General features: G+C 66.2%; 16 protein-coding genes and 1 pseudogene. 10 read left to right on the plus strand and 7 right to left on the minus strand.

Going from position 1 to position 20,447, the window contains the following annotated elements:
* Nucleotides 1–113 precede the first annotated feature (113 nt).
* Nucleotides 114–1,130 (plus strand): polyprenyl synthetase family protein, encoded by a 1,017-nt coding sequence (locus AC1DDA_RS05380; RefSeq protein WP_476794934.1) that lies wholly within the window; start codon nt 114–116, stop codon nt 1,128–1,130.
* 94 nt (nt 1,131–1,224) lie between these two features.
* On the opposite strand, the gene AC1DDA_RS05385 is transcribed toward AC1DDA_RS05380, so the two are convergent.
* The 3 genes from AC1DDA_RS05385 to AC1DDA_RS05395 form a co-directional block, all read right to left on the minus strand.
* Entirely contained in the window at nt 1,225–2,094 is an 870-nt protein-coding gene (locus AC1DDA_RS05385) for a 4-(cytidine 5'-diphospho)-2-C-methyl-D-erythritol kinase (RefSeq protein WP_476794935.1), read from the minus strand.
* A 36-nt stretch (nt 2,095–2,130) separates the two neighbouring features.
* Nucleotides 2,131–3,897, minus strand: a complete 1,767-nt coding sequence (locus tag AC1DDA_RS05390) for a tetratricopeptide repeat protein (RefSeq protein ID WP_476794936.1) — start codon at nt 3,895–3,897, stop codon at nt 2,131–2,133.
* Nucleotides 3,898–4,349: 452 nt separating this feature from the next.
* On the minus strand, nt 4,350–6,029 hold the full coding sequence (locus AC1DDA_RS05395; protein ID WP_476794937.1) for an electron transfer flavoprotein-ubiquinone oxidoreductase: 1,680 nt from the start codon (nt 6,027–6,029) through the stop codon (nt 4,350–4,352).
* Between the two features lie 174 nt (nt 6,030–6,203).
* On the opposite strand from AC1DDA_RS05395, the gene AC1DDA_RS05400 reads away from it, so the two are divergent.
* From AC1DDA_RS05400 to ypfJ, 5 genes are all read left to right on the plus strand, one after another.
* A complete protein-coding gene (locus AC1DDA_RS05400; protein ID WP_476794938.1) occupies nt 6,204–7,019 on the plus strand; it encodes a uracil-DNA glycosylase in 816 nt (271 codons plus the stop codon).
* 262 nt (nt 7,020–7,281) lie between these two features.
* Entirely contained in the window at nt 7,282–8,607 is a 1,326-nt protein-coding gene (locus tag AC1DDA_RS05405; RefSeq protein ID WP_476794939.1) for an MFS transporter, read from the plus strand.
* 244 nt (nt 8,608–8,851) lie between these two features.
* Nucleotides 8,852–10,282 carry a cytochrome ubiquinol oxidase subunit I gene (locus AC1DDA_RS05410; RefSeq protein WP_476794940.1) on the plus strand — a complete coding sequence of 477 codons (1,431 nt, stop codon included), beginning with the start codon at nt 8,852–8,854 and terminating at the stop codon, nt 10,280–10,282.
* Between the two features lie 12 nt (nt 10,283–10,294).
* Nucleotides 10,295–11,299: a cytochrome d ubiquinol oxidase subunit II gene (cydB, locus tag AC1DDA_RS05415; protein ID WP_476794941.1), complete on the plus strand. Its 1,005-nt coding sequence runs from the start codon at nt 10,295–10,297 to the stop codon at nt 11,297–11,299.
* A 106-nt stretch (nt 11,300–11,405) separates the two neighbouring features.
* Entirely contained in the window at nt 11,406–12,293 is an 888-nt protein-coding gene (ypfJ, locus tag AC1DDA_RS05420) for a KPN_02809 family neutral zinc metallopeptidase (protein ID WP_441510928.1), read from the plus strand.
* Nucleotides 12,294–12,346: 53 nt separating this feature from the next.
* Here the strand turns inward: ypfJ and AC1DDA_RS05425 are convergent, their stop codons facing one another.
* Together AC1DDA_RS05425 and AC1DDA_RS05430 are read right to left on the minus strand one after the other, a co-directional pair.
* On the minus strand, nt 12,347–13,159 hold the full coding sequence (locus tag AC1DDA_RS05425) for a universal stress protein (RefSeq protein WP_476794942.1): 813 nt from the start codon (nt 13,157–13,159) through the stop codon (nt 12,347–12,349).
* Nucleotides 13,160–13,226: 67 nt separating this feature from the next.
* Complete coding sequence (locus AC1DDA_RS05430) at nt 13,227–13,718, minus strand: hypothetical protein (RefSeq protein WP_476794943.1); 492 nt, start codon at nt 13,716–13,718, stop codon at nt 13,227–13,229.
* Between the two features lie 117 nt (nt 13,719–13,835).
* Between AC1DDA_RS05430 and AC1DDA_RS05435 the strand changes: the two genes are divergently transcribed.
* From AC1DDA_RS05435 to AC1DDA_RS05445, 3 genes are all read left to right on the plus strand, one after another.
* Nucleotides 13,836–15,029, plus strand: coding sequence for a PA0069 family radical SAM protein (locus tag AC1DDA_RS05435; protein ID WP_441510925.1), 1,194 nt, complete (start codon nt 13,836–13,838; stop codon nt 15,027–15,029).
* A 189-nt stretch (nt 15,030–15,218) separates the two neighbouring features.
* Nucleotides 15,219–15,830 carry a ribonuclease HII gene (locus AC1DDA_RS05440; RefSeq protein ID WP_476794944.1) on the plus strand — a complete coding sequence of 204 codons (612 nt, stop codon included), beginning with the start codon at nt 15,219–15,221 and terminating at the stop codon, nt 15,828–15,830.
* Between the two features lie 306 nt (nt 15,831–16,136).
* The gene (locus tag AC1DDA_RS05445) at nt 16,137–17,339 is read left to right on the plus strand and encodes a site-specific DNA-methyltransferase (protein WP_441510923.1); all 1,203 of its coding nucleotides are present in this window, start codon (nt 16,137–16,139) and stop codon (nt 17,337–17,339) included.
* Between the two features lie 345 nt (nt 17,340–17,684).
* On the opposite strand, the pseudogene mutY reads toward AC1DDA_RS05445, so the two are convergent.
* Both mutY and AC1DDA_RS05455 read right to left on the minus strand, forming a co-directional pair.
* Nucleotides 17,685–18,731, minus strand: a pseudogene (gene mutY / locus AC1DDA_RS05450) (A/G-specific adenine glycosylase); the annotation flags it as partial.
* A 171-nt stretch (nt 18,732–18,902) separates the two neighbouring features.
* Complete coding sequence (locus tag AC1DDA_RS05455; protein ID WP_476794945.1) at nt 18,903–19,622, minus strand: nucleoside deaminase; 720 nt, start codon at nt 19,620–19,622, stop codon at nt 18,903–18,905.
* Between the two features lie 235 nt (nt 19,623–19,857).
* On the opposite strand from AC1DDA_RS05455, the gene AC1DDA_RS05460 reads away from it, so the two are divergent.
* On the plus strand, nt 19,858–20,355 hold the full coding sequence (locus AC1DDA_RS05460) for a DUF721 domain-containing protein (RefSeq protein ID WP_441510921.1): 498 nt from the start codon (nt 19,858–19,860) through the stop codon (nt 20,353–20,355).
* The last annotated feature ends 92 nt before the right edge of the window (nt 20,356–20,447 follow it).

Consider the following 20,447-nt stretch of genomic DNA (forward strand, 5'->3'; position numbering starts at 1 on the left):
TTCGCGCAAGCTGCGGCGTCGCGACGGTTTGCAGGGGCTGGCGTCCCATGCAACGGTTGTGGCATGGCTGGCGCGCGTCGTGCCGGCGCAGGGATCGGACTCGGAGTGCTTCTGTGGGTGTCGTCGTCTCCCTTGAGGAACGGGAATCGAATCAGGCGAGCATCGAGCCGCTGGTCGCGCTGACGCGTGCCGATATGGAGCGGGTCAATGCGATGATCCTGTCGCGCACCGGCTCCGAGGTCACGATGATCCCGGAGGTCGCGAACCACCTGATCTCCTCCGGCGGCAAGCGTCTGCGGCCGATGCTGACGCTCGCCATGGCCGATCTCTGCGGCTATCGGGGCGAAGGCCATGTCAAGCTCGCGGCGTCGGTCGAGTTCATGCACACCGCGACGCTGCTGCATGACGATGTCGTCGACGAGAGCGACATGCGCCGCGGCAAGCTCGCCGCCCGCATGCTCTGGGGCAACGAAGCCAGCGTGCTGGTCGGCGATTTCCTGCTGGGCCAGGCCTTCAAGATGATGGTCGAGGTCGGTTCGCTGCGGGCGCTCGATATTCTCTCCACCGCCGCGGCGGTGATCGCCGAGGGCGAGGTTCTGCAACTCTCCGTCGCCAAGAACACCGAGACGACCGAGGACGAGTATCTCTCGGTGATCCGCGGCAAGACGGCCGAGCTCTTCGCCGCCGCCTGCGAAGTCGGCCCGGTGATCGCCAATTCCTCGAAGGCGGACGCCGCCGCCTGCCGCAGCTACGGGCTCAATCTCGGCATCGCCTTCCAGCTCATCGACGACGCGCTCGACTATGGCGGCGTCGCGGCGAAGCTTGGCAAGAACACCGGCGACGATTTCCGTGAGGGCAAGATCACCCTGCCCGTCGTGCTCTCCTTCCGCCGCGGCGATGAGACAGAGCGCGCCTTCTGGAAGCGCACGCTTCAGGACGGAGAAATCCGCGAGGGCGATCTGGAAGAAGCGCAAGCGATCATGCGCCGGCACAAGGCGCTGGACGACACCATCGCGCGCGCCGAGCATTATGCCCGCATGGCCAAGGATGCGCTCGGTCTTTTCCCGGCCTCGCCGATGAAGCAGGCGCTCAACGCCGCCGTCGATTTCTGCGTGGCGCGGGCGCACTGAGGCGGCATAGGTCGGGTCCTTGACCCGCCCCTCTCAGAAACCAGCCTTTTTCTGTGAGAGATGCCCGGGGCAAGCCCGAGCATGACGGACAACGTCAGCGCAGCAGCGTCGGCTTCGCCCACCAGCCTGGCTGTGTCTTGGCCAACGCTCGCGACGCATCGGCGCTGGCCCTGCAATCGTCGAACAGGGCGAAGCAAGTCGCGCCGGAGCCGGACATGCGCGCCAATCGGCAGCCCGGCAATTCCGCTAGCCGCTCGAGGACGACGTCGATCACGGGCGCGACATGCCTCGCCGGAGCCGCCAGATCGTTATCGGAAGCGGCGAGCGCTTCGTGGAACGCCCCTGTCGGCACAGAATCAGGCGCGGTGCGCGGGACCGTGATTTTCTGCCCCGGTGTCAGGCCCAGAGCGCGGAACACCGCGGCCGTCTCTACCGGAACGCCCGGATTGACCAGCACGGCGAAAAGCGGCGGCAGGCGGAGCACCGGCCCAAGCCTCTCACCGATGCCGGCCATCAGCCGCGCCCGCGATTCGAGGCAGACCGGCACGTCGGCGCCGATCTTTGCAGCGACGTCCGGGAGGACCGGATCGGTTTGAGCGATGCCGTTCAGGCGCGCGACGAGGCGCAGCGCCGCGGCCGCGTCAGCCGAGCCGCCACCGATCCCCGAAGCGACAGGCAGTCGCTTGACGAGATGGAAGCGCCCCAGACGCAGGCCTGGACGGGCGGTCGCGAGCGTCCGCGCAGCACGCAGAATGAGGTTGTCGTCCGCGGCAGACAGCCCCGCCGCGCGCGGGCCGGTGATCGACAGAGATAGCGGCGCATCCGGCTCCAACGTGAGCTCGTCACCAACCCCGGCGAAGGCGACCAGGCTTTCGAGCTCGTGATAGCCGTCCGCGCGCCGGCCCAGGACCCGCAGGTCGAGATTGACCTTGGCGCGCGCACGCGTCGTCAGCGGTAAAGCCACGGCCGCTCCCGGTTCAGCCCCGCGACGGGATCGGCGTCAGCCGCCGTCCTTCTTGGCGTCGTCGGTCACGTTGGCGGACGGGCCTTCCAGCCCGTGCTCGATCTTGCGTTGGATCTTCTCGAGATCCTCCGGCTCGGGCTTGAGATCGCGCGCGTGATTCCACTGGAATTTCGCCTCGAGCTGGCGGCCGGTGCGCCAATAAACATCGCCGAGATGGTCGTTGATCACCGGGTCCGAGGGGCGCAGCTCAGCTGCGCGCTCGATCTCGCGCGCGGCATCCTCATAGCGCCCGAGCCGGTAATAGGCCCAGCCGAGCGAGTCGATGATGTAGCCGTCGCGCGGACGCAGCTCCACGGCGCGGCGCAGCATGCCCAGTGCCTCGTCCAGCTTCAGATGCTTGTCGACCAGCGAATAGCCGAGATAGTTCAACACCAGCGCGCGCTCGCGGCCGAGCGGATCGGGCAGGAGTTCAAGCGCCTTGCGCAGATCGGCCTCGGCCTCCGGCCAACGATTGATGCGTTCCCGGGCGATGCCGCGGAAATAGTACAGATCCCAGTTGGCGCGGCCGGGGGACGCGAGCTTGTCGATGGCCTTGTCGTAGGCGGCGGCCGCCTCGGCGAACTGCTTGCGCGAGCGATAGATGTTGCCGAGCGCGGCGAGCGCATCGACATCGTCCGGCCGCTCGGCGATGACCTTCTCCAGATGCTTCACTGCCTCATCGGGCTTGCCGAGGTTCTCCAGCGCGAGGCCAGCCTGGATCTCGGCGTTGGACCGCAGCGGCGAGGAGGCCGGCATCTTGTCATAGACCGCGACCGCGTCCTCGGGCTGGCGAGCCCGCTCGAGGATGTCGCCCAGCGTCAGGATGGCGAGGTCATGGCCGGGATCCAGGTAGATCGCCATGCGCAGATAGAGAAGCGCTGCGGCTTCGTCGCCCTGCCGGTTGCCCGCGCTGGCGAGCCCGTAGAGAACTTCGGCCGCGCCCTGCTGCGCGGTCTGGATCTGACGCGGCGGTGCCTCCTTCTTCGACACCAGCGACATGCCTTCGCGGATGATCGGATGATTCGGCAGCAGCCGGTCGAACTCGGCGTAAGTGGCTGCCGCGCCGGCAAAATCGCCGCTGCGGGCCTGGAAGCGCGCCCAGAGGTCGACGAGGCGCAACGTGGTCTTCTCGGCGTCGTAGGCGGCCTTCAGCCGCTTTTCGGCCTCGGCCTTGCGCCCGGCGGCGTCGAGAATCAGGCCGGCATGATAGTCTCGGAAGAGGTTGTAGGAGGGCTCGCCCTTCAGACGCTCGAGCGTCTCGATGGCGCGCTTGGAGTTGCCGGAACCAAGGTAGGACCAGGCGGAGAGCAGCGTCGCCGTGATGTCGGCCGCCCGGCCGCGACCGCCACGCTGGAGGTGATTGCGGGCGGTCTGGTAGCTCTTCTGCTTGATCGAGCGGATGCCGATGACGAGTTGCGCCAGGCCATTGCTCGGATCCTGCTGGATCAGCTTATCGGCGGCGCGGAAGGCGTCGGGCATGGCGCCGTCGGCGAGAAAGGCGACGAAGGCGCGCTCCAGCAACTCGCTGTTGCGCGGATCTTCCCGCACGGCTTCGCGCAGATAGACCGAGGCCGCGCCGAGATCGCGCGAGGCGCCCGCCACGATGGCGGCGAGATAATTCCCTTCGAGGCTGTCGGCTGGCTCCAGCGAATCAGACGAACGCGGCGCGGTCGCTCCCTGGGCCGCAGCGGCCACGGGCAGGACCATCAACAACGACAAGGCAGCAGCCGTACCGGAGGCACGCACCTTCTTCAGAAATGTCACGACTGCTATTCTCCCTCGGTCCGCCGCCCAAATGCTCCGGGCGCTCCTTCGGCGGACCGTGATGGCTCGCGTAGGCCGCCAAGATGGCGGTTTCCGGGCGGGCGGGCAAGCGGGGCCCTACGCGAATGCGGCGGCTTCGTAGCGGCGGCGCAACAGTCCCCAAAGACCCGTTTTCCCCGCAGACTTGCAGCGAGAAAACATTGTCCGCCGGCACAAGGATAGCGACTCTCTATTTCCTCTGCTTGCAGCTCAGGCAGCGATCATTGTCGGGACCGCTCCGATGATGAAGACTGTTCTGAGCTCTGCCGCAACGGCTCTTCTCATCGGCTTCGCCGAGGACGAGCCGGAGCCGGCGGTTCCGGCCGCGCGCAAAGGCCGAACCACCATTTCCAAGCATGAAAGGGCGCGCCTCGCAGCACGCCCTTGTTCGTAGGACTCTCAGAGACAGCCGATCACATATTCGCGTAGCCGGGCCCGCCGCCGCCTTCCGGCACCGTCCAGGTTATGTTCTGGGCGGGGTCCTTGATGTCGCAGGTTTTGCAGTGGACGCAGTTCTGCGCGTTGATCACGAAGCGCGGATTGCTCTTCGTCTCGGCATTCTCGTAGACGACCTCGTAGACGCCTGCCGGGCAATAGAGCCGCGCCGGCTCGCCATAGACAGGCAAGTTCTTCGCGATCGGGATCGAGGGGTCGGTCAGCTTCAGGTGAGCCGGCTGGTCTTCCTCGTGATTGGTCGAGGACAGGAAGACCGATGACAGCTTGTCGAAGGAGATCTTGCCGTCCGGCTTCGGATAGGTGATCGGCGTCACCTCGGCGAGCGGCTTCAGCGTCGCGTAGTCGGGCTTTCCGTGCTTCAGCGTGCCGAAGGGCGACCAGCCGAAGAGCTGGTTCAGCCACATGTCGACGCCGCCGAGCCCGATGCCGATGAGCGTGCCGAACTTCGACCAGAGCGGCTTGACGTTGCGGACGAGCTTCAGGTCCTTGCCGATGGCGCTGTCGCGCCAACTCGTCTCGATCTCGACGACCTCGTCATGGCTGCGGCCCGCCTGGAGCGCCGGCGCCAGCTTCTCGGCCGCCAGCATGCCCGACAGGATGGCGTTGTGGCTGCCCTTGATGCGGGGAACGTTGACGAAGCCCGCGGCGCAGCCGATCAGCGCGCCGCCCGGGAAGGTCAGCTTCGGAACCGACTGGAAACCGCCCTCGGTGATGGCGCGCGAGCCATAGCCGATGCGCTTGCCGCCCTCGAAAGTGTCTCGGATCAGCGGATGAGTCTTGAAGCGCTGGAACTCGTCGAAAGGCGAGAGCGTCGGGTTCTGGTAGTTCAGGTGAACGACGAAGCCGACCGAGACCAGGTTGTCGTCGAAATGATAGAGGAAGGAGCCACCGCCGGTGCCGTTGTCGAGCGGCCAGCCGAAGGAATGCTGGACGCGGCCCTTGTGGAACTTCTCCGGCTTGACCTGCCAGAGCTCCTTCAGGCCAATGCCGTATTTCTGCGGCTCGCGGCCCTCATCGAGGGCGAATTTCTTGATCGCGATCTTGGAGAGCGAGCCGCGCGCACCCTCGCCCAGCAGCGTATAGCGGCCGCGCAGTTCCATGCCGCGGGTGAAGCGGTCCGAGACGGTGCCATCCTTGGCGATGCCCATGTCGCCGGTCGCGATGCCGGCGACAGAACCATCCTCGTTGAACAGCAGCTCGGCGGCGGCAAAACCGGGATAGATCTCGACGCCGAGCGCCTCTGCACGGCCGGCCAGGAACTTCGCGACCAGCCCGAGCGAGCCGACGAAATTGCCGTGATTGTTCATCAGCGAGGGCATGCCGAAATTCGGCAGGCGAAGACCGCTCGGCTGAGTCAGGAAATAGAAGACGTCTTCCTTGACCTCTGTGGTCAGGGGGCGCTCGGGATCGTCGCGCCAGTCGGGCACGAGACGGTCGAGGCCGATCGGATCGATGACGGCGCCGGAGAGGATATGGGCGCCGACCTCGGCCCCTTTCTCGACCACGACGACCGAGATGTTCTCGTCGAGCTGCTTCAGCCGGATCGCAGCCGCCAGACCCGCAGGACCGCCGCCGACGATGACGACGTCATAGTCCATGCTCTCGCGCGGTTCGCTCTGCGCTTCCTTGAGATCCATCCTGCCCTCCGCCTTGGCAACCCGCGTCGCGCGATTAGTTTATATATGAACTATTCTGCCGACTCGTTCAACGCTCGGCTTCCGTCCAGTCTGGAACCCCTCTATCCAAGTGCCCGTTCCATTTTGCAACTGCGTTGGCTCGCGAAGCGGCGTTGCAGCGTATAGGATGCGGCCATGAGCCTGTCCGACACAGCCGGCCCCGACGCGCCAGACCCTTTCGAGATTTTGAGCTGGTACGCCGAGATGGGCGTGACCGAGGCGCTCGACGAGGCGCCGCGCAATCATTTCGCCGAGCCGCCCCCCTCCGCCGGCGCGGGCCAACCTCGCCTGCGCTCGTTGCCGGGCCGTCCGGCCGCCCCAGCCCGGCCGATCGCGGCGGCCGCCACGGCGCCCGACGACGCAGCTCTCAACGCCCGCGCGCTGGCCCGCGAGGCGCGCACGCTCGACGAGCTGAAGGAAGCGCTCGCGAAGTTCGAAGGCTGCGCCTTGAAGGCGACAGCCAAGAATCTCGTCTTCGCCGATGGCAACCCGGAAGGCCGGGTGATGATGGTAGGCGAGGCGCCGGGCGCCGATGAGGACCGGCTGGGCTTCCCCTTCGTCGGCCGCTCCGGCCAATTGCTCGATCGGATGCTGGCCTCGATCGGCCTCAGCCGCCAGAACGACGTCTACATCGCAAATCTCCTGCCCTGGCGTCCGCCGGGCAACCGCACGCCGACGCCGCAGGAGGTCGCGATCTGCCTGCCCTTCATCCAGCGCCAGATCGAGCTCGCCGACCCCGACATCCTGGTCTGTGTTGGCGGCCCCTCGGCGCAGGGGCTGCTCGGCTTCAGCGGCATCCTGCGCTCGCGCGGGCAATGGGTGGAATACGATACCGGCTCGCGCCGCATTCGCGCCATTGCGACGCTGCACCCGGCCTATCTCTTGCGGCAGCCGCTGCAAAAGCGCCTCGCCTGGCGCGACCTGCGCGCGCTCAAGGCTGCGCTCGCATAGGCTCCCGGAACCGAAGTCGGGCCGCCAAATGCGGTGATGGAGGAACCGGAAATCTCGCCAAAGTCCCACTTCGAAATCTCGGTTTCCGGCAGCAGCTCCGCATCACGAGGCCCCGAATGGCCGGAATCATGCGCGGTCGATCAATTTGAAGCGATTGCCCCGCGGCCAAGGCATGAGAAATAGCCGTTTCCGGCGATTTGCGATATAATATCATTTGATTTTGCAGCGGCCTGCGCGGTGAACCAATGCGTGGAGGCTGACCATGGCTGTCATCGATCTTGGCGCCGGCATACTGTCCGAGCAAGAGCATGATAGGCAACTGCGGCGTGCCATCGTCGCAAGCACAATCGGCACCGCAATCGAATGGTATGATTTCTTCCTGTACAGCACGGTGACCGGCCTCGTCTTCGCGCGGCTGTTCTTCCCGCGATCGGAGCCGCTCGTCGGCACCCTCGAGGCCTTCGCCATCTATGCGGTCGGCTTTGTCGCCCGGCCGATCGGCGCGGCGATCTTCGGCCATTATGGCGACCGCATCGGCCGCAAATCGACGCTGATCGCCACGCTCATGCTGATGGGAATCGCGACCTTTCTCGTCGGGCTCGTCCCGACCTATGAGAGCATAGGCATCTGGGGCGCAATCATCCTGACGGTGCTGCGCTTCATCCAGGGCGTCGGGGTGGGCGGTGAATGGGGCGGCTCCGTACTGCTCTCGATGGAATGGGCGCGGACAGCGGACCATCGCGGCTTCATCGCATCCTGGCCGCAGTTCGGGGTGCCTTGCGGCCTGTTCCTCGCCAATCTGGCTGTCCTCGCCTTCAGCTGGCTCTCCGGCGACCAGTTCCTGACCTGGGGTTGGCGCATTCCGTTTCTGCTGAGCCTCGTGCTCGTCGCGATCGGCCTCTGGATCCGGCTCGGCATCATGGAAACGCCGATATTCCGCAGGCTCGTCGCCGAGAACAAGGTCGAGCGCGCGCCGATGCTGGAGGTGGTTCGGCGCCACCCCAAGGAGATTCTGCTCTGTGCGCTGCTACGCATGGCTGAGCAGGCGCCCTTCTACATCTTCACGGCCTTCATCTTCGCCTATGGCGTGGGCACGCTGAAGGTCTCGCGCGATTTTCTGCTCGTCGCCGTCCTGGCGGCCTCGGTCCTGTCCTTCGCCTCGATCCCACTCTTCGGCCACATCTCCGATCTGATCGGGCGCAGGCGCATGTATATGATCGGCGCTGCGGCGACCGGCGCCTTCGGTTTCATCTACTTCGGAATGCTCAACACCGGCTCGGCGCTGTTGATCTTCCTGGCCATCGTGATCTCGCTGGTGCCGCATGACATGATGTACGGACCGCAGGCGGCACTGATCGCGGAATCCTTCACCGGCCGCCTGCGCTATAGCGGCGCCTCGCTCGGCTATCAGCTCGCCTCTGTGATCGCCGGCGGCCCGGCTCCGCTCATCGCCGCCTGGCTGTTCGCCAAGTATGGAACGGCCTACGCGATCGCCTTCTACATTCTCGCCTGCGCAATCCTGAGCCTGATCGCGACAGCCTTGATGAAGGATTATACCGGCAGGGATATCGAGGGCGAATACGAGTAGAGGCAACGTCTCCGCGCGCCCAGAGAACCATTCCGTTTGGGTGCAACAGGGCGCGCAGTTCCGCTCGGGACCGTTGCACGCCGAGGTTGCAGGCCCTCTCCCCTGCGACATCACGACCGGCGACTGCGACATCCGCGCCTCTCGCCCAGCCTCGGATTTGACTAATCTGGCCGAGAGCGACGATGCTGCCTTCGGCAGGATCGTTTCAAGCCGCCCCGAGGCGGTAGCTGGCCGGAGTCTTGCGATGGAAATCGACGCTTTTCAGCTTTCACGCATCCAGTTCGCTTTCACCGTTTCATTTCACATCGTCTTTCCAGCCTTCACCATCGGCCTATCCGCCTATATCGCGACACTGCTCGGCCTCTGGTTGAAGACGGGCGACCAGAAGTTTCATCTGCTCGCGCGCTTCTGGACCAAGATCTTCGCCGTATCCTTCGCGATGGGCGTCGTCTCCGGCATCGTGCTGTCCTATCAGTTCGGTACCAACTGGAGCCGGTTCTCGACGGCCGTCGGCAACGTGGTCGGCCCGCTGATCGGCTACGAGGTGCTATCGGCCTTCTTTCTCGAGGCCTCCTTCCTCGGCGTGATGCTGTTCGGATGGAAGCGCGTGCCGCCCTGGCTGCACTTCACCTCGGCGGTGATCGTCGCGGGCGGCACGGCGCTCTCGGGCTTCTGGATCCTCTCGGCCAATAGCTGGATGCAGTATCCGGCTGGACACGCGGTGCGCGACGGCATCGCCTATCCCGTCGACTGGGTGAAGATCGTCTTCAATCCTACATTCCCGCTGCGCTTCGCCCATATGATGACCGCGGCCTATCTGACGACCGCCTTCGTCGTGCTGGCGACCGGCGCGCGCCATCTGCTCGCCGGGCACCGCACAGAATCGGCCAAGACGATGGTGCGGATGGCGATCCTGATGATCGCGCTGACGGCGCCGCTGCAGGCGGTGATCGGCGATTTCCACGGCCGCGACACCGCGACCTACCAGCCGGCCAAGCTCGCCGCGATCGAGGCACATTGGGATTCGTCCAAGCCCGGCGCCCTCGTGCTCTTCGCCTGGCCCGACGAGAAGGCCGAGCTCAATCGCTTCGAGGTCTCGATTCCCGGCGTCGCCAGCCTGGTCACCCATGGCAGCATGAATGCGCTCTTCCCGAGCCTGAAGGATTTTGCCGTGCAGGACCGGCCGCCGGTTCTCATCCCGTTCTTCGCCTTCCGGGCGATGGTCGGGATCGGCGTGCTGATGATCCTGTTCGGCTGGATCGGCGCCTGGCTCTGGCGCAAGGGCACAGTGTTCGAATCGCGGCGCTGGCTCTGGATCGCCCAATACACCTGGCCCGTCGGCTTCCTTGCCATCCTCTCGGGCTGGTTCGTCACGGAAGTGGGCCGCCAGCCCTGGCTCGCGACGGGCATCATCCGCTCGGCCGATGCCGTCTCGCCGGTGACGACCACCCAGGTCGCGATCTCGCTCTTCCTGTTTGTCTGCGTCTACTCGGTGGTGTTCACGGCGGGCATCCTCCTGATCAACCGCCTGATCGACAAGGGACCGGACGAGATCGCAGGCCCGGACGCGCCCGAGCAACCCTCGAAGCGCACGCTCAAGGCCGTGCAGGGCGAAGCCGCCACCATCTTCGGCGACGGCCAGCCCGGCGACGACAAGATCCAGCCGGCGATCTGAGGAGCCACGACGATGGAATGGTATCTTCCGGTCATCTGGGCCGTGCTGATCGGCACCGCCGTTATGCTCTACGTCGTGCTCGACGGTTTCGACCTCGGCATCGCCATCCTGTTCCCGACGACGAAGGACGAGGGCGAGCGCGACCAGATGATGAACTCGGTCGCCCCGTTCTGGGACGGCAACGAGACGTGGCTGGTGCTGGGCGGCGGCGGCCTCTGGGTCGCCTTCCCGCAAGCCTACGCCATCATCATGCCGGCCTTCTACATCCCGATCACGCTGATGCTGCTGGCGCTGATCTTCCGCGGCGTCGCCTTCGAATTCCGCTGGGTGGCCAAGCCGCATCACCGACGCTGGGACTTCGCCTTCTGGCTGGGTTCGACGGTCGCCGCCTTCTCGCAGGGGCTCGTGCTCGGCGGGCTGATCCAGGGCGTCACCGTCAAGAACGGCCAGTTCGCCGGCGGGCCGCTCGACTGGCTGACGCCGTTCACGGTGATGTGCGGAGCCGGTGTCATCGTGGGCTACGCCCTGCTCGGCGCGACCTGGCTGCTCTACAAGACCGACGGCCCCGTCGCCGAACGGGCCCGGCGGCAGGCGAAGATCCTGTTGCTGGGCCTGCTGGCCTTCGCGGCGCTGGTCTCGCTGTGGACGCCCTATGCCCACCCGCGAATCGCCGAGCGCTGGTTCACCCCGGCCAATCTCGTCTGGCTCTGGCCGTTCCCGCTGCTGACGGCGCTGTGCGGCTACCTCGCCTGGCGGCGGCTGCATGGCGCGCATGAGTTCACGCCCTTCGCGTTGACCGTCGCGATCTTTCTGCTCTGCTTCGTCGGGCTGTCGATCTCGAACTTCCCCTATCTGGTGCCGCCCGACATCACGATCTGGGACGCGGCGGCCGCACCCTCCTCCCATATCTTCGTGCTGATCGGCGTCGTTTTCCTCCTGCCGATGATCCTGTTCTATACGGCCTTCGTGTACTGGACCTTCCGCGGCAAAGTCAGGGTCGACAGCGGCTATCACTGAGTGAGAGGATAACGATCAGGCTTCGTTCAGGCGGGGCCTGCAAAGACGACTTGAGTTCCCCGCATCTCCCGGCGAGATTGCGGGGCGTTTCGTCGAGGAATCGTCCATGCAGTGGGAAGACTATCGCCAGTCCGAGAATCTCGAGGACCGGCGCGGCGGCGGCGGTGGCGGCGGTTTCGCCGGCATGCCTGGCGGGCGCGGCGGCATCGGCATCGGCACCATGGTTGTGCTCGGCCTTCTCGGCTGGGCGCTCGGCATCGATCCGCGCCTGCTGATCGGCGGCGCCGAAATGATCGGCGGCATTGGCGGGCGCGAGCAGACGCAGGAAACCCGCCGCTCGTCCGGCCCGCCGCAGGACCAGATGGGCCGCTTCGTCTCGGCCGTGCTGGCGCAGAACGAGGACGTCTGGTCGAAAATCCTGCCGCAGCAGGCCAATATCCGCTACCAGCCGCCCCGGCTCGTGCTGTTCTCAGGCGTAGACCGTTCGGGCTGCGGCACGGCGCAATCGGCGATGGGGCCGTTCTACTGCCCCGTGGACAAGAAGGTCTATCTCGACACCTCCTTCTTTCAGGAGATGCAGCGCAAGCTCGGCGGCGGCGGCGACTTCGCCTATGCCTATGTGATCGGGCACGAGGTCGGCCACCACGTCCAGAACCTGCTGGGCATCCTGCCCAAGGCCAACCAGATCCGCGAGCGTTCCTCCGAGCGCGATTCGAACGCGATCTCGGTCAGGATCGAATTGCAGGCCGACTGCTTCGCCGGCGTCTGGGCGCATAACATCCAGGCGATGGGCCGGATCGACCAAGGCGATATCGAGGAAGCCATCCGCACCGCCTCCGCGATCGGCGACGACAAGCTGCAGCGGGCGGCGCAGGGCGTAGTCGTGCCGGATTCCTTCACGCACGGCTCGTCGGCGCAGCGCACGAAGTGGTTCAACACCGGCTTCCAGTCGGGCTCGCTGCAGAGCTGCGACACCTTCCGGAACCCCGTATAGGCATTCGCACACGGATCCTTCGAACAGCCGAGCCGGTGAGCCGACGCCGGCGATCAGGCGCCGGGCGCGATCAGGATATCGGCCCGGACCGTGCCCAAGATCGTCTCGGCCGTGCTGCCGATCACCGCTTCGGCCAAGCCACCCTGTCCGTAGCGGCCGACGACGACCAATTCTGCTCCGGCCGCGGCGCGGCAATGCTCGATGGCCGCGGCGGCATTGCCCTCGACGCTCTGGGTGCTGAGCCGCGTGGTGAGGCTCTCGGGAAGCTTTGCCGCGTCGAGGAAGGCCTTCATCCCGGCCTCGGCCTCCGCGCGGAGGAAATCGCCCTTGCCTTGAAAATCGGTCCTGGGGCCGGGGCCGGGATGGGCATGAACCAGCAGGAGGCGCGCCTGCGGAAACAGTTCCGCAGCCGCCAGCAGAGCCCGGCGCGAGCCCTCCGAGAAATCCGTGCCGACGACAATCGTGCCGTAAGGGCGATCGGCGCGCCGGCGGACGATCAGGACCGGAACGGCCGCCCTGCGAACGATATAGTCAACGGCCGTCCCGACCACGTAATCGCGGACGTCGTTGTAACGCGCGACGCCGGTCACGATCAGTCCGCTGCCGCGCTCGGCGGCGACCTTGGCCAGCACGTCCGGCAACGAACCGTTTCGGACCAGCAGTTCCGCCTCGCCAGCCGCCGGCGGCAGCTCCTCCCGCCAGGCCTCGGCCGCAAGACCGGCCCTCCCCTGCTCCGTCGCATTCGTGACATGCAGGATCGCGAGCTTTGCCTGCCATTCGCGCGCCAGCAGCACTGCGCGTTCCGCCGCCCTGTCGGTGCGCGAGGACAGATCGCTCGCCAGAAGAATCTCGCCCGGTATCGTCATGTCAGCCTCCCGACGTCTCCAGCTTAGGAGGCGCGCGGCCCGATGTCATGCCGCCCCGGACATCGCCCTACCCTGCGCGCTCGCGCCACACCGGCAGGCGCTGCGGCGCCTGGTCGAGGCGCCCTTCCAGAACCATCGCCTTCGGCAACACGAGCCCGGACCGGAGCCTGCGCCCGGCGAAGGACAGCGCGACGCGCTCGCGCAGCGCAGCGCCAGCTGCGTGAAGCGGTATCAGGGCCGGCAGATCCGGCGTGAGCAACAGATAGCGCTCGACCACCAGCGCCCAGTGCGCCTGCGGCACGTCGCCGGCCTCGAACAGCACGAGCCGATCGCCGCGCGCCGCGGCCGCCCCGCCCTGCCAGGCCGAGGCCGGGCCGGTGCGCAGATAGCATGCGCCGGTCGTGTCCGCGGCGCGCTCGAAATCGGGAGCGCCGACCGTATCCACGATCACCGCATGACCGAGCAACCCTTCCGCCACCGCCGGGATCAGCACGGCCAGCGTGGCGGCGAGAGCTCGTGGGGAACCATCGGCGCGGATCACGGCTGTGAGCATACGCAAGGTTCTATGCCGCAGCGCAGCACGCCGCAATCCGGCTCTTGCATTTTGTTCTTGTTATGTTCACTCTATCCGAGATCACAAAATGCCGATTCCCGGCAGCGAACCGGTTCGAAAGCCATGCCACAGGCCAGACCCACCGAAAGGCCCTATCCATCGGCCCAGCCGCTGCGGCGGCACGACAGGGAGCCGACCATCTCGGCGCCAGTCGTCGCGCCGGCCGACCCGCTCGCCTATGCCGGCCACCGTATCGACCCGGAGCGACGGCGCGGGCGGGGCGCCACCGTCAATCCGGGCGGGCGCTACGAAGCGGAGCAGCGCGTCACCGAGGACGATGGCTGGGGCTCGCTGGAAGAGTTGCCGCCGTTCAAGACCGAGATCGCCTATGAGAAGGCGCGCAACATCATCACGCGCAACGACTCGCCGGACATCTCCTTCGACCGTTCGATCAATCCCTATCGCGGCTGTGAGCATGGCTGCGTCTACTGCTTCGCGCGGCCGACCCACGCCTATCTCGGCCTCTCGCCCGGCCTCGACTTCGAGAGCAAGCTGACGGCGAAGCCCGACGCCGCGGCACTGCTGGAGAAGGAACTCTCCTCTCCTTCCTATCAGCCGCGTACCATCGCGATCGGCACCAATACCGACGCCTATCAACCGATCGAGAAGAAGCTGAGGATCATGCGCCAGATCCTGGAAGTGCTCTCGAAGTTCAACCACCCGGTCGGCATCGTCACCAAATCGGCCCTGGTTCAGCGCGACATCGATATCCTCGCCCCGATGGCCGAGAAGGGCCTGGTCAAGGTCGCACTCTCGGTCACGACGCTCGATCCCAAGACGGCGCGGGGCATGGAACCGCGCGCCGCCTCGCCGCCGAAGCGGCTCGAGACGATCCGCAAGCTGTCGGAAGCCGGCATCCCGGTGACGGTACTGGTTGCGCCCATCGTACCGGCGATCAACGAGCATGAGATCGAGCGAATCCTGGACGCCGCAAAGGCGGCGGGCGCGCAGGAGGCCGGCTATGTGCTGCTGCGGCTACCGCTCGAGGTGCGCGACATCGTGCAGGAGTGGTTGCTGACGCATCATCCCGACAAGCTTCGGCATGTGATGTCGCTGATCCGCTCGACGCGCGGCGGCAAGGATTATGATTCGCAATGGGGACAGCGCATGGTCGGCTCAGGTCCCTATGCCTGGATGATCGGCCGGCGTTTCGAGCTTGCGGCCGAGCGTATCGGCTTCAACACGGCGCGCCGGAGGCTGCGCACCGACCTGTTCGTAAGGCCCGAGAAGGAAAAGGCGCAGCTGAGCCTGTTTTGAATGGACCCGCGCGGAGGTCATACCGGGCGCAACGAAGCGTAGAACCGCGATCCATTCCGGAGCGCCTCTGATTAAAAGCTTGGGCATGGTTCGCGGATCGGCGCCGCCCATGGCGGCTTGTCCGGGATGACGGTGGAGGATGACGACACCGGTCTAGCTCGCGACGGCACTCTGTTGCATAAGCCCGCCATGCCCGCTGATTTCAGCCGCGAGACACACGCCATCGCCAACGACCTCTGGCCGCTGGCCGGCATTGACGAGGTTGGGCGCGGGCCGCTCGCCGGCCCGGTCGTTGCGGCAGCCGTCATCCTCGATCCGGCCCGCGTGCCGAATGGGCTCGACGATTCGAAGAAGCTGCCGGCACCGATCCGCGAGGAGCTCTTCGGCGAGATCATAGAGCGGGCGCTTGCAGTGGCTGTCGCCAGCGCCACAGCGGTCGAGATCGACGCGCTCAACATCCGACAGGCGACGCTGCTGGCGATGCGCCGGGCGATCGCCGCGCTGCCGCTGGCGCCGCTGCATGTGCTGGTCGACGGCAACGATCCGCCGCAGATGAGCTGTAGTTGCGAGGCGATCATTCAAGGGGACGGTGCCGTGGCCTCCATTGCGGCCGCATCGATCGTCGCCAAGGTGACGCGCGACCGAATGATGGCGCGGCTGTGCCGGCGCTATCCGGCCTATGGTTTCTCCGGCCATGTCGGCTATGCGACGCCGCAGCATCGCAAGGCCATCGCCGAGCACGGCCCCTGCCCCGAGCACCGCTATTCCTTCGCCCCGGTGAAGGGCGTCTGGTTCCGGTAAGGATTGCCTGGCGTCATTCTCGGGCGAAGCGAAACGCAGACCCGAGAATCTCAGACAGAAGGAGGCGCCAGGGCTGTCTTCGGCAGGAGATGCCCGGGTCAAGCCCCAGCATGACGGGAACCTGCCAGATTGCCCTCGCGGCAATCCGCAGGTTAACGCCCGTTTACGAATTTCCTTTGTTTGCCAACGAGCTAGGCAAAATCTGCAGCCCCAAAACGGGACGCATTTTTTTCAAAGCGGAAACCCGGCCTTTACCCTGTCCGGCCAATATCGCGCTCGTTGAAGTTGCGTAACGGTCTTGGCGTCATGGGTATCTCGCGTACCGGGACCGCCAGCGCTCCCGTCCGGATTCAGGTTTCGCGTACCGGACGGCCAGCGCTGGGGGCTCGGATGAAGGCCAGGAGCCTTCCCGAACAAATCGGCGTTCCGCAGGAACTGCCGCTCGATCAGATCCTCGTCGGCGACTGCGTCGCGGCGATGAACGCCCTGCCGCCGGCAAGCGTCGACCTGATCTTCGCCGATCCGCCCTATAACCTCCAGCTCGGCGGCGATCTGCGCCGGCCCGACGACAGCCTCGTCGACGCTGTCGACGACGACTGGGACAAGTTCGCCTCCTTCGCCGATTACGATGCCTTCACCCGCGCCTGGCTTGCCGCCGCGCGCCGCGTGCTGAAGCCGGACGGGGCGCTGTGGGTCATCGGCAGCTACCACAACATCTTCCGCGTCGGCGCGACGCTGCAGGATCTCGGCTTCTGGATGCTGAACGACATCGTCTGGCGAAAAGCCAATCCGATGCCGAACTTCCGCGGCCGGCGCTTCACCAACGCGCATGAGACGCTGATCTGGGCGGCGCGCGGCGAGGCTTCGAAATACACCTTCCACTATGAAGCGCTGAAGGGCGGCAATGACGACCTGCAGATGCGCTCCGACTGGTATCTGCCGCTTTGCACAGGCGATGAGCGCCTCAAGGACGCTGGCGGCGCCAAGGTCCACCCGACGCAGAAGCCGGAAGCCCTGCTTGCCCGCGTCCTGCTCTCGGCCTCGAACCCCGGCGACGTGATCCTTGATCCGTTCTTCGGCACCGGCACGACCGGCGCCGTCGCCAAGGCGCTCGGCCGCCATTTTATCGGCCTCGAGCGCGATGCGACCTATGCCAAGGCTGCGCGCGAGCGCATCGCCGCGGTGACGCCGCTGGCGCCGGAAGCCTTCTCCACCGCGCCCTCCAAGCGCAGCGAGCCGCGCGTGCCGTTCCTCAGCCTCGTCGAAGCCGGGCTGGTGAAGGCCGGCGAGACCGTCCATGACGAGAAGCGCCGCCACAAGGCCGTGATCCGCGCCGACGGCACGCTGATCCTCGGCCCTGCCGTGGGCTCGATCCACAAGGTCGGCGCGCTGGCACAGGGCCTACCGGCCTGCAATGGCTGGACCTTCTGGCATGTCGAGCGCGAAGGCGGGCTGACCGTGCTCGACGCGCTGCGCGGCGAGATCAGGGCGCAGATGGCGGCGGGCTGACCGCCCGTTTGAAAATTCACTGAGCCCTCATCCTGAGGAGCCGTTCTGCGTCTCGAAGGATGCTCCAGGAGGCTCAGGAGACATCTGGACCATCCTTCGAGACGCAGCCGATGGCTGCTCCTCAGGATGAGGGCTGGAGTTTCCAAACGGTCTCCTAGCACCCGCCCTAACTCCCCCTGCGATCATTCGTTTACGAGGATGCGCGCGAGGCGGCTGCGCGCCCACTCTGGCTCGTGAGATCGTAGCGGGGGTGTCATGGCCACCATCCTGAAGAACGGCTCCCGCGGCGCTGAGGTCAAAAAGCTTCAGGACGATGACCTATCGCGTCTTCGAGCGGTAGAGCCCGGCGCGCTCGACGACCTTCAGCATGAGGCTCGGCAACGGTTCGCCGGCAAGATTCGCCAGCTTTGTGAAGCGCATGCCAGCGGGAGCTAGAGTCCGCTCCGGAACGCTGCCGGTGAACACCGTCAGTTCCAAAGGGAAATGCGTGAAGACGTGGCGCACCGGCTCGGCCAGCCGGGTCCAGCGCAGGGGCAGCGGCGCGTCCTGCGCGGCGCCGTCAAGCTCGTAATCGGCGCGCCATTCGCTGGTCGGCACCTCTGCCATGCCGCCAAGCAACCCCTTGGCCGGGCGCGTGCGCAGCAAGATGGCCCCATCGGCACGGGTCAGGACGAAGGCAGCGCCGTAGCGGATCTTGCCCGCCTTCTTCGCCGCCTTGCGCGGAAAGCTCTCCTGCATGCCGTCCGCCCGCGCCCGGCAGGGATCGCGCCAGGGGCAGAGCCCGCAGGCCGGGTTGCGCGGCGTGCAGATGGTCGCGCCGAGATCCATCAGAGCCTGCGCGAAATCGCCGGGGCGATCGATCGGTAGCAGTGCCAGCACCTTCTCGCGGATCAGCGGCCGCGCGCCCGGCAGTTCATCGGCGATGGCGAAGAGCCGCGTCATGACGCGCTCGACATTGCCGTCGACGGCCGCGGCCGGCCGGTCGAAGGCGATGGCCGCGACCGCTCCGGCCGTGTAGGCGCCGATGCCCGGCAAGGCCCGCAGCCCCTCCTCCGTATCGGGGAAGCGACCGCCGTGATTCTCGGTGACCGCGCGGGCGCAGGCGTGGAGATTGCGGGCACGGGAATAATAGCCGAGGCCGGCCCAGGCCTGCATCACATCCTCGGAAGGCGCTTCGGCAAGGGCCTTTACGGTCGGGAAGCGCGCCATGAAGCGCTCGTAATAGGGTTTGACCGCCGCGACCGTGGTCTGCTGCAGCATGATCTCCGAAGCCCAGACGCGATAGGGCTCAGGGCGCTCGCCCGCAACGGCGCGCCAGGGCAGCGCGCGGCGATGGCGGTCATACCAAGCGAGAAGGTCGACCGCGCGGGCCATTGGAACGGAGGCGTCCATGCGCCGGGTTTAGCGCGAGGAGCCGACGTTGCGAAAGGGCGAACGGTCGCGGGGATCGAAAACGGGCGTCAGTTATCGCGCCCCGGTCCCGCTTTCGCGGAGCCCGATCATTTCTGTCCTCTGCCTTCCGACTTTCCGCGGCCGCATAGCGGCCGGTCTCGACCATGCGCCTCAGTAGGGGTGACGATCCTTCTTGTTGGTCCACGCCGCATAGGCTTTGAGACCAACCTCTCGCTCGAAGTTCTCGGTCACCCTGATCCGCCTGTCGCCCCACGGCTTGGCGAAATCCTCGTACTGGAACGCGTCGTCGAAGCCGATTGCGCTGGTGTCCTTCAGGCTGGCGGCAAAATAGACGTGGTCGATGCGAGACCAGTAGATCGCGCTCATGCACATCGGGCAGGGCGCGCCATTGATGTAGATCTCGCATCCCTTGAGCATGCGCGCGCGCTCCGGCACCGGATCGGGAGAGCCTGCCTCGCGCGGGATCATTTCCAGGATCGTGCCGGCACCGTATTCGCTGCCCAGCAGCGCCTTGGGATTGAGGCGGGCCGAAGCATCCATGATCGCGGTGACCTCGGCATGAAGGACGGGAATGCCGGTGAGGAGCACGCGGTTCTGACCGCGTCCGATGATTTCGCCGTCTTTGACGATAACGGCGCCGAAGGGACCGCCCCATCCCTTCTCAACCGATTCGATCGCGAGCCGCGTCGCCTCTTCCATGAACCGGCGCTTTTCCGGTGAAGGCGTAGCGGCGACAGCTTCGACGGCAGGCAGCGCCATCGCACCGGCAGCGCCCAATGCAACGGCCGCCTTGAAGAACTGGCGGCGGTTCGGATCATCGGGCGCATCGCAGCCGAGGGTATGAACAGTGGTGCAGGAGCAATTCGGCATCGACTTCGAACCTTCAGGCGTAGGCCCAACTCAAGCCGAGTACGTCACCGCCCTCGGCGACAGTTCCCGCCGGACCTGCCATTGCGGCATTTAGCGCTGAAATGCTGTAGGCGAGTTAATTTCAACTGTCAGTTTCAACCCGGTGAGGCAGAAATGGCCACGCGTTCGGACTTGATGATGTCCCGCGCCGCGCAATCGACTTGCCAGGCCACCGCCCGCTCGCGCAAACTGAGCCATGGCCGCAAAGCACCTCGCAGAGCTGATCGACGACTGCATCGCGCCCGCGCTCGCCGCGCAGGGCTTCGCGGGGCGCGCCGTCGTTTCGCTCTGGCCTGAGATCGTCGGCGAGAGGCTGGCGGCGCGCTCGCGCCCGCTCAAGATCGACTGGCCGCGGCGCCGGCCCGCCCCCGGCGAGGCGACCGAGCCGGCGACGATGGTCGTGCGCGTCGAAGGCGCCTTCGCGCTGGAGATGCAGCAGCTCGGCCCCTTGGTGATCGAGCGGGTCAACACCCATCTCGGCTGGCGCGCCGTCGGCAAGCTCGTGCTCAAGCAGGGGCCGGTCGCCCGGCCCGTGGCACCCAAACCGGCGCCGAAGCTCAACGAGGAAGCCGCGGCGCGGATCGACGAGCAGGTCGCCTGCGTCGCTGACGAGGGCTTGCGCGAAGCGCTGGCGCGGCTCGGCCGGGCCGTCGCACTCAGTGCGAAAACGCGAGACCATGACACGGCTTCGTGAGCAATGCGCGCAGCGGCACGATGTGCTCTTGCCACAATCGCGCTGGCCTCTATAGAGCGATTCATCGCATTTGCTTCAAGCGAACGGGTGTC

The sequence above is a fragment of the Allobosea sp. 10N428 genome, assembly GCF_056394545.1.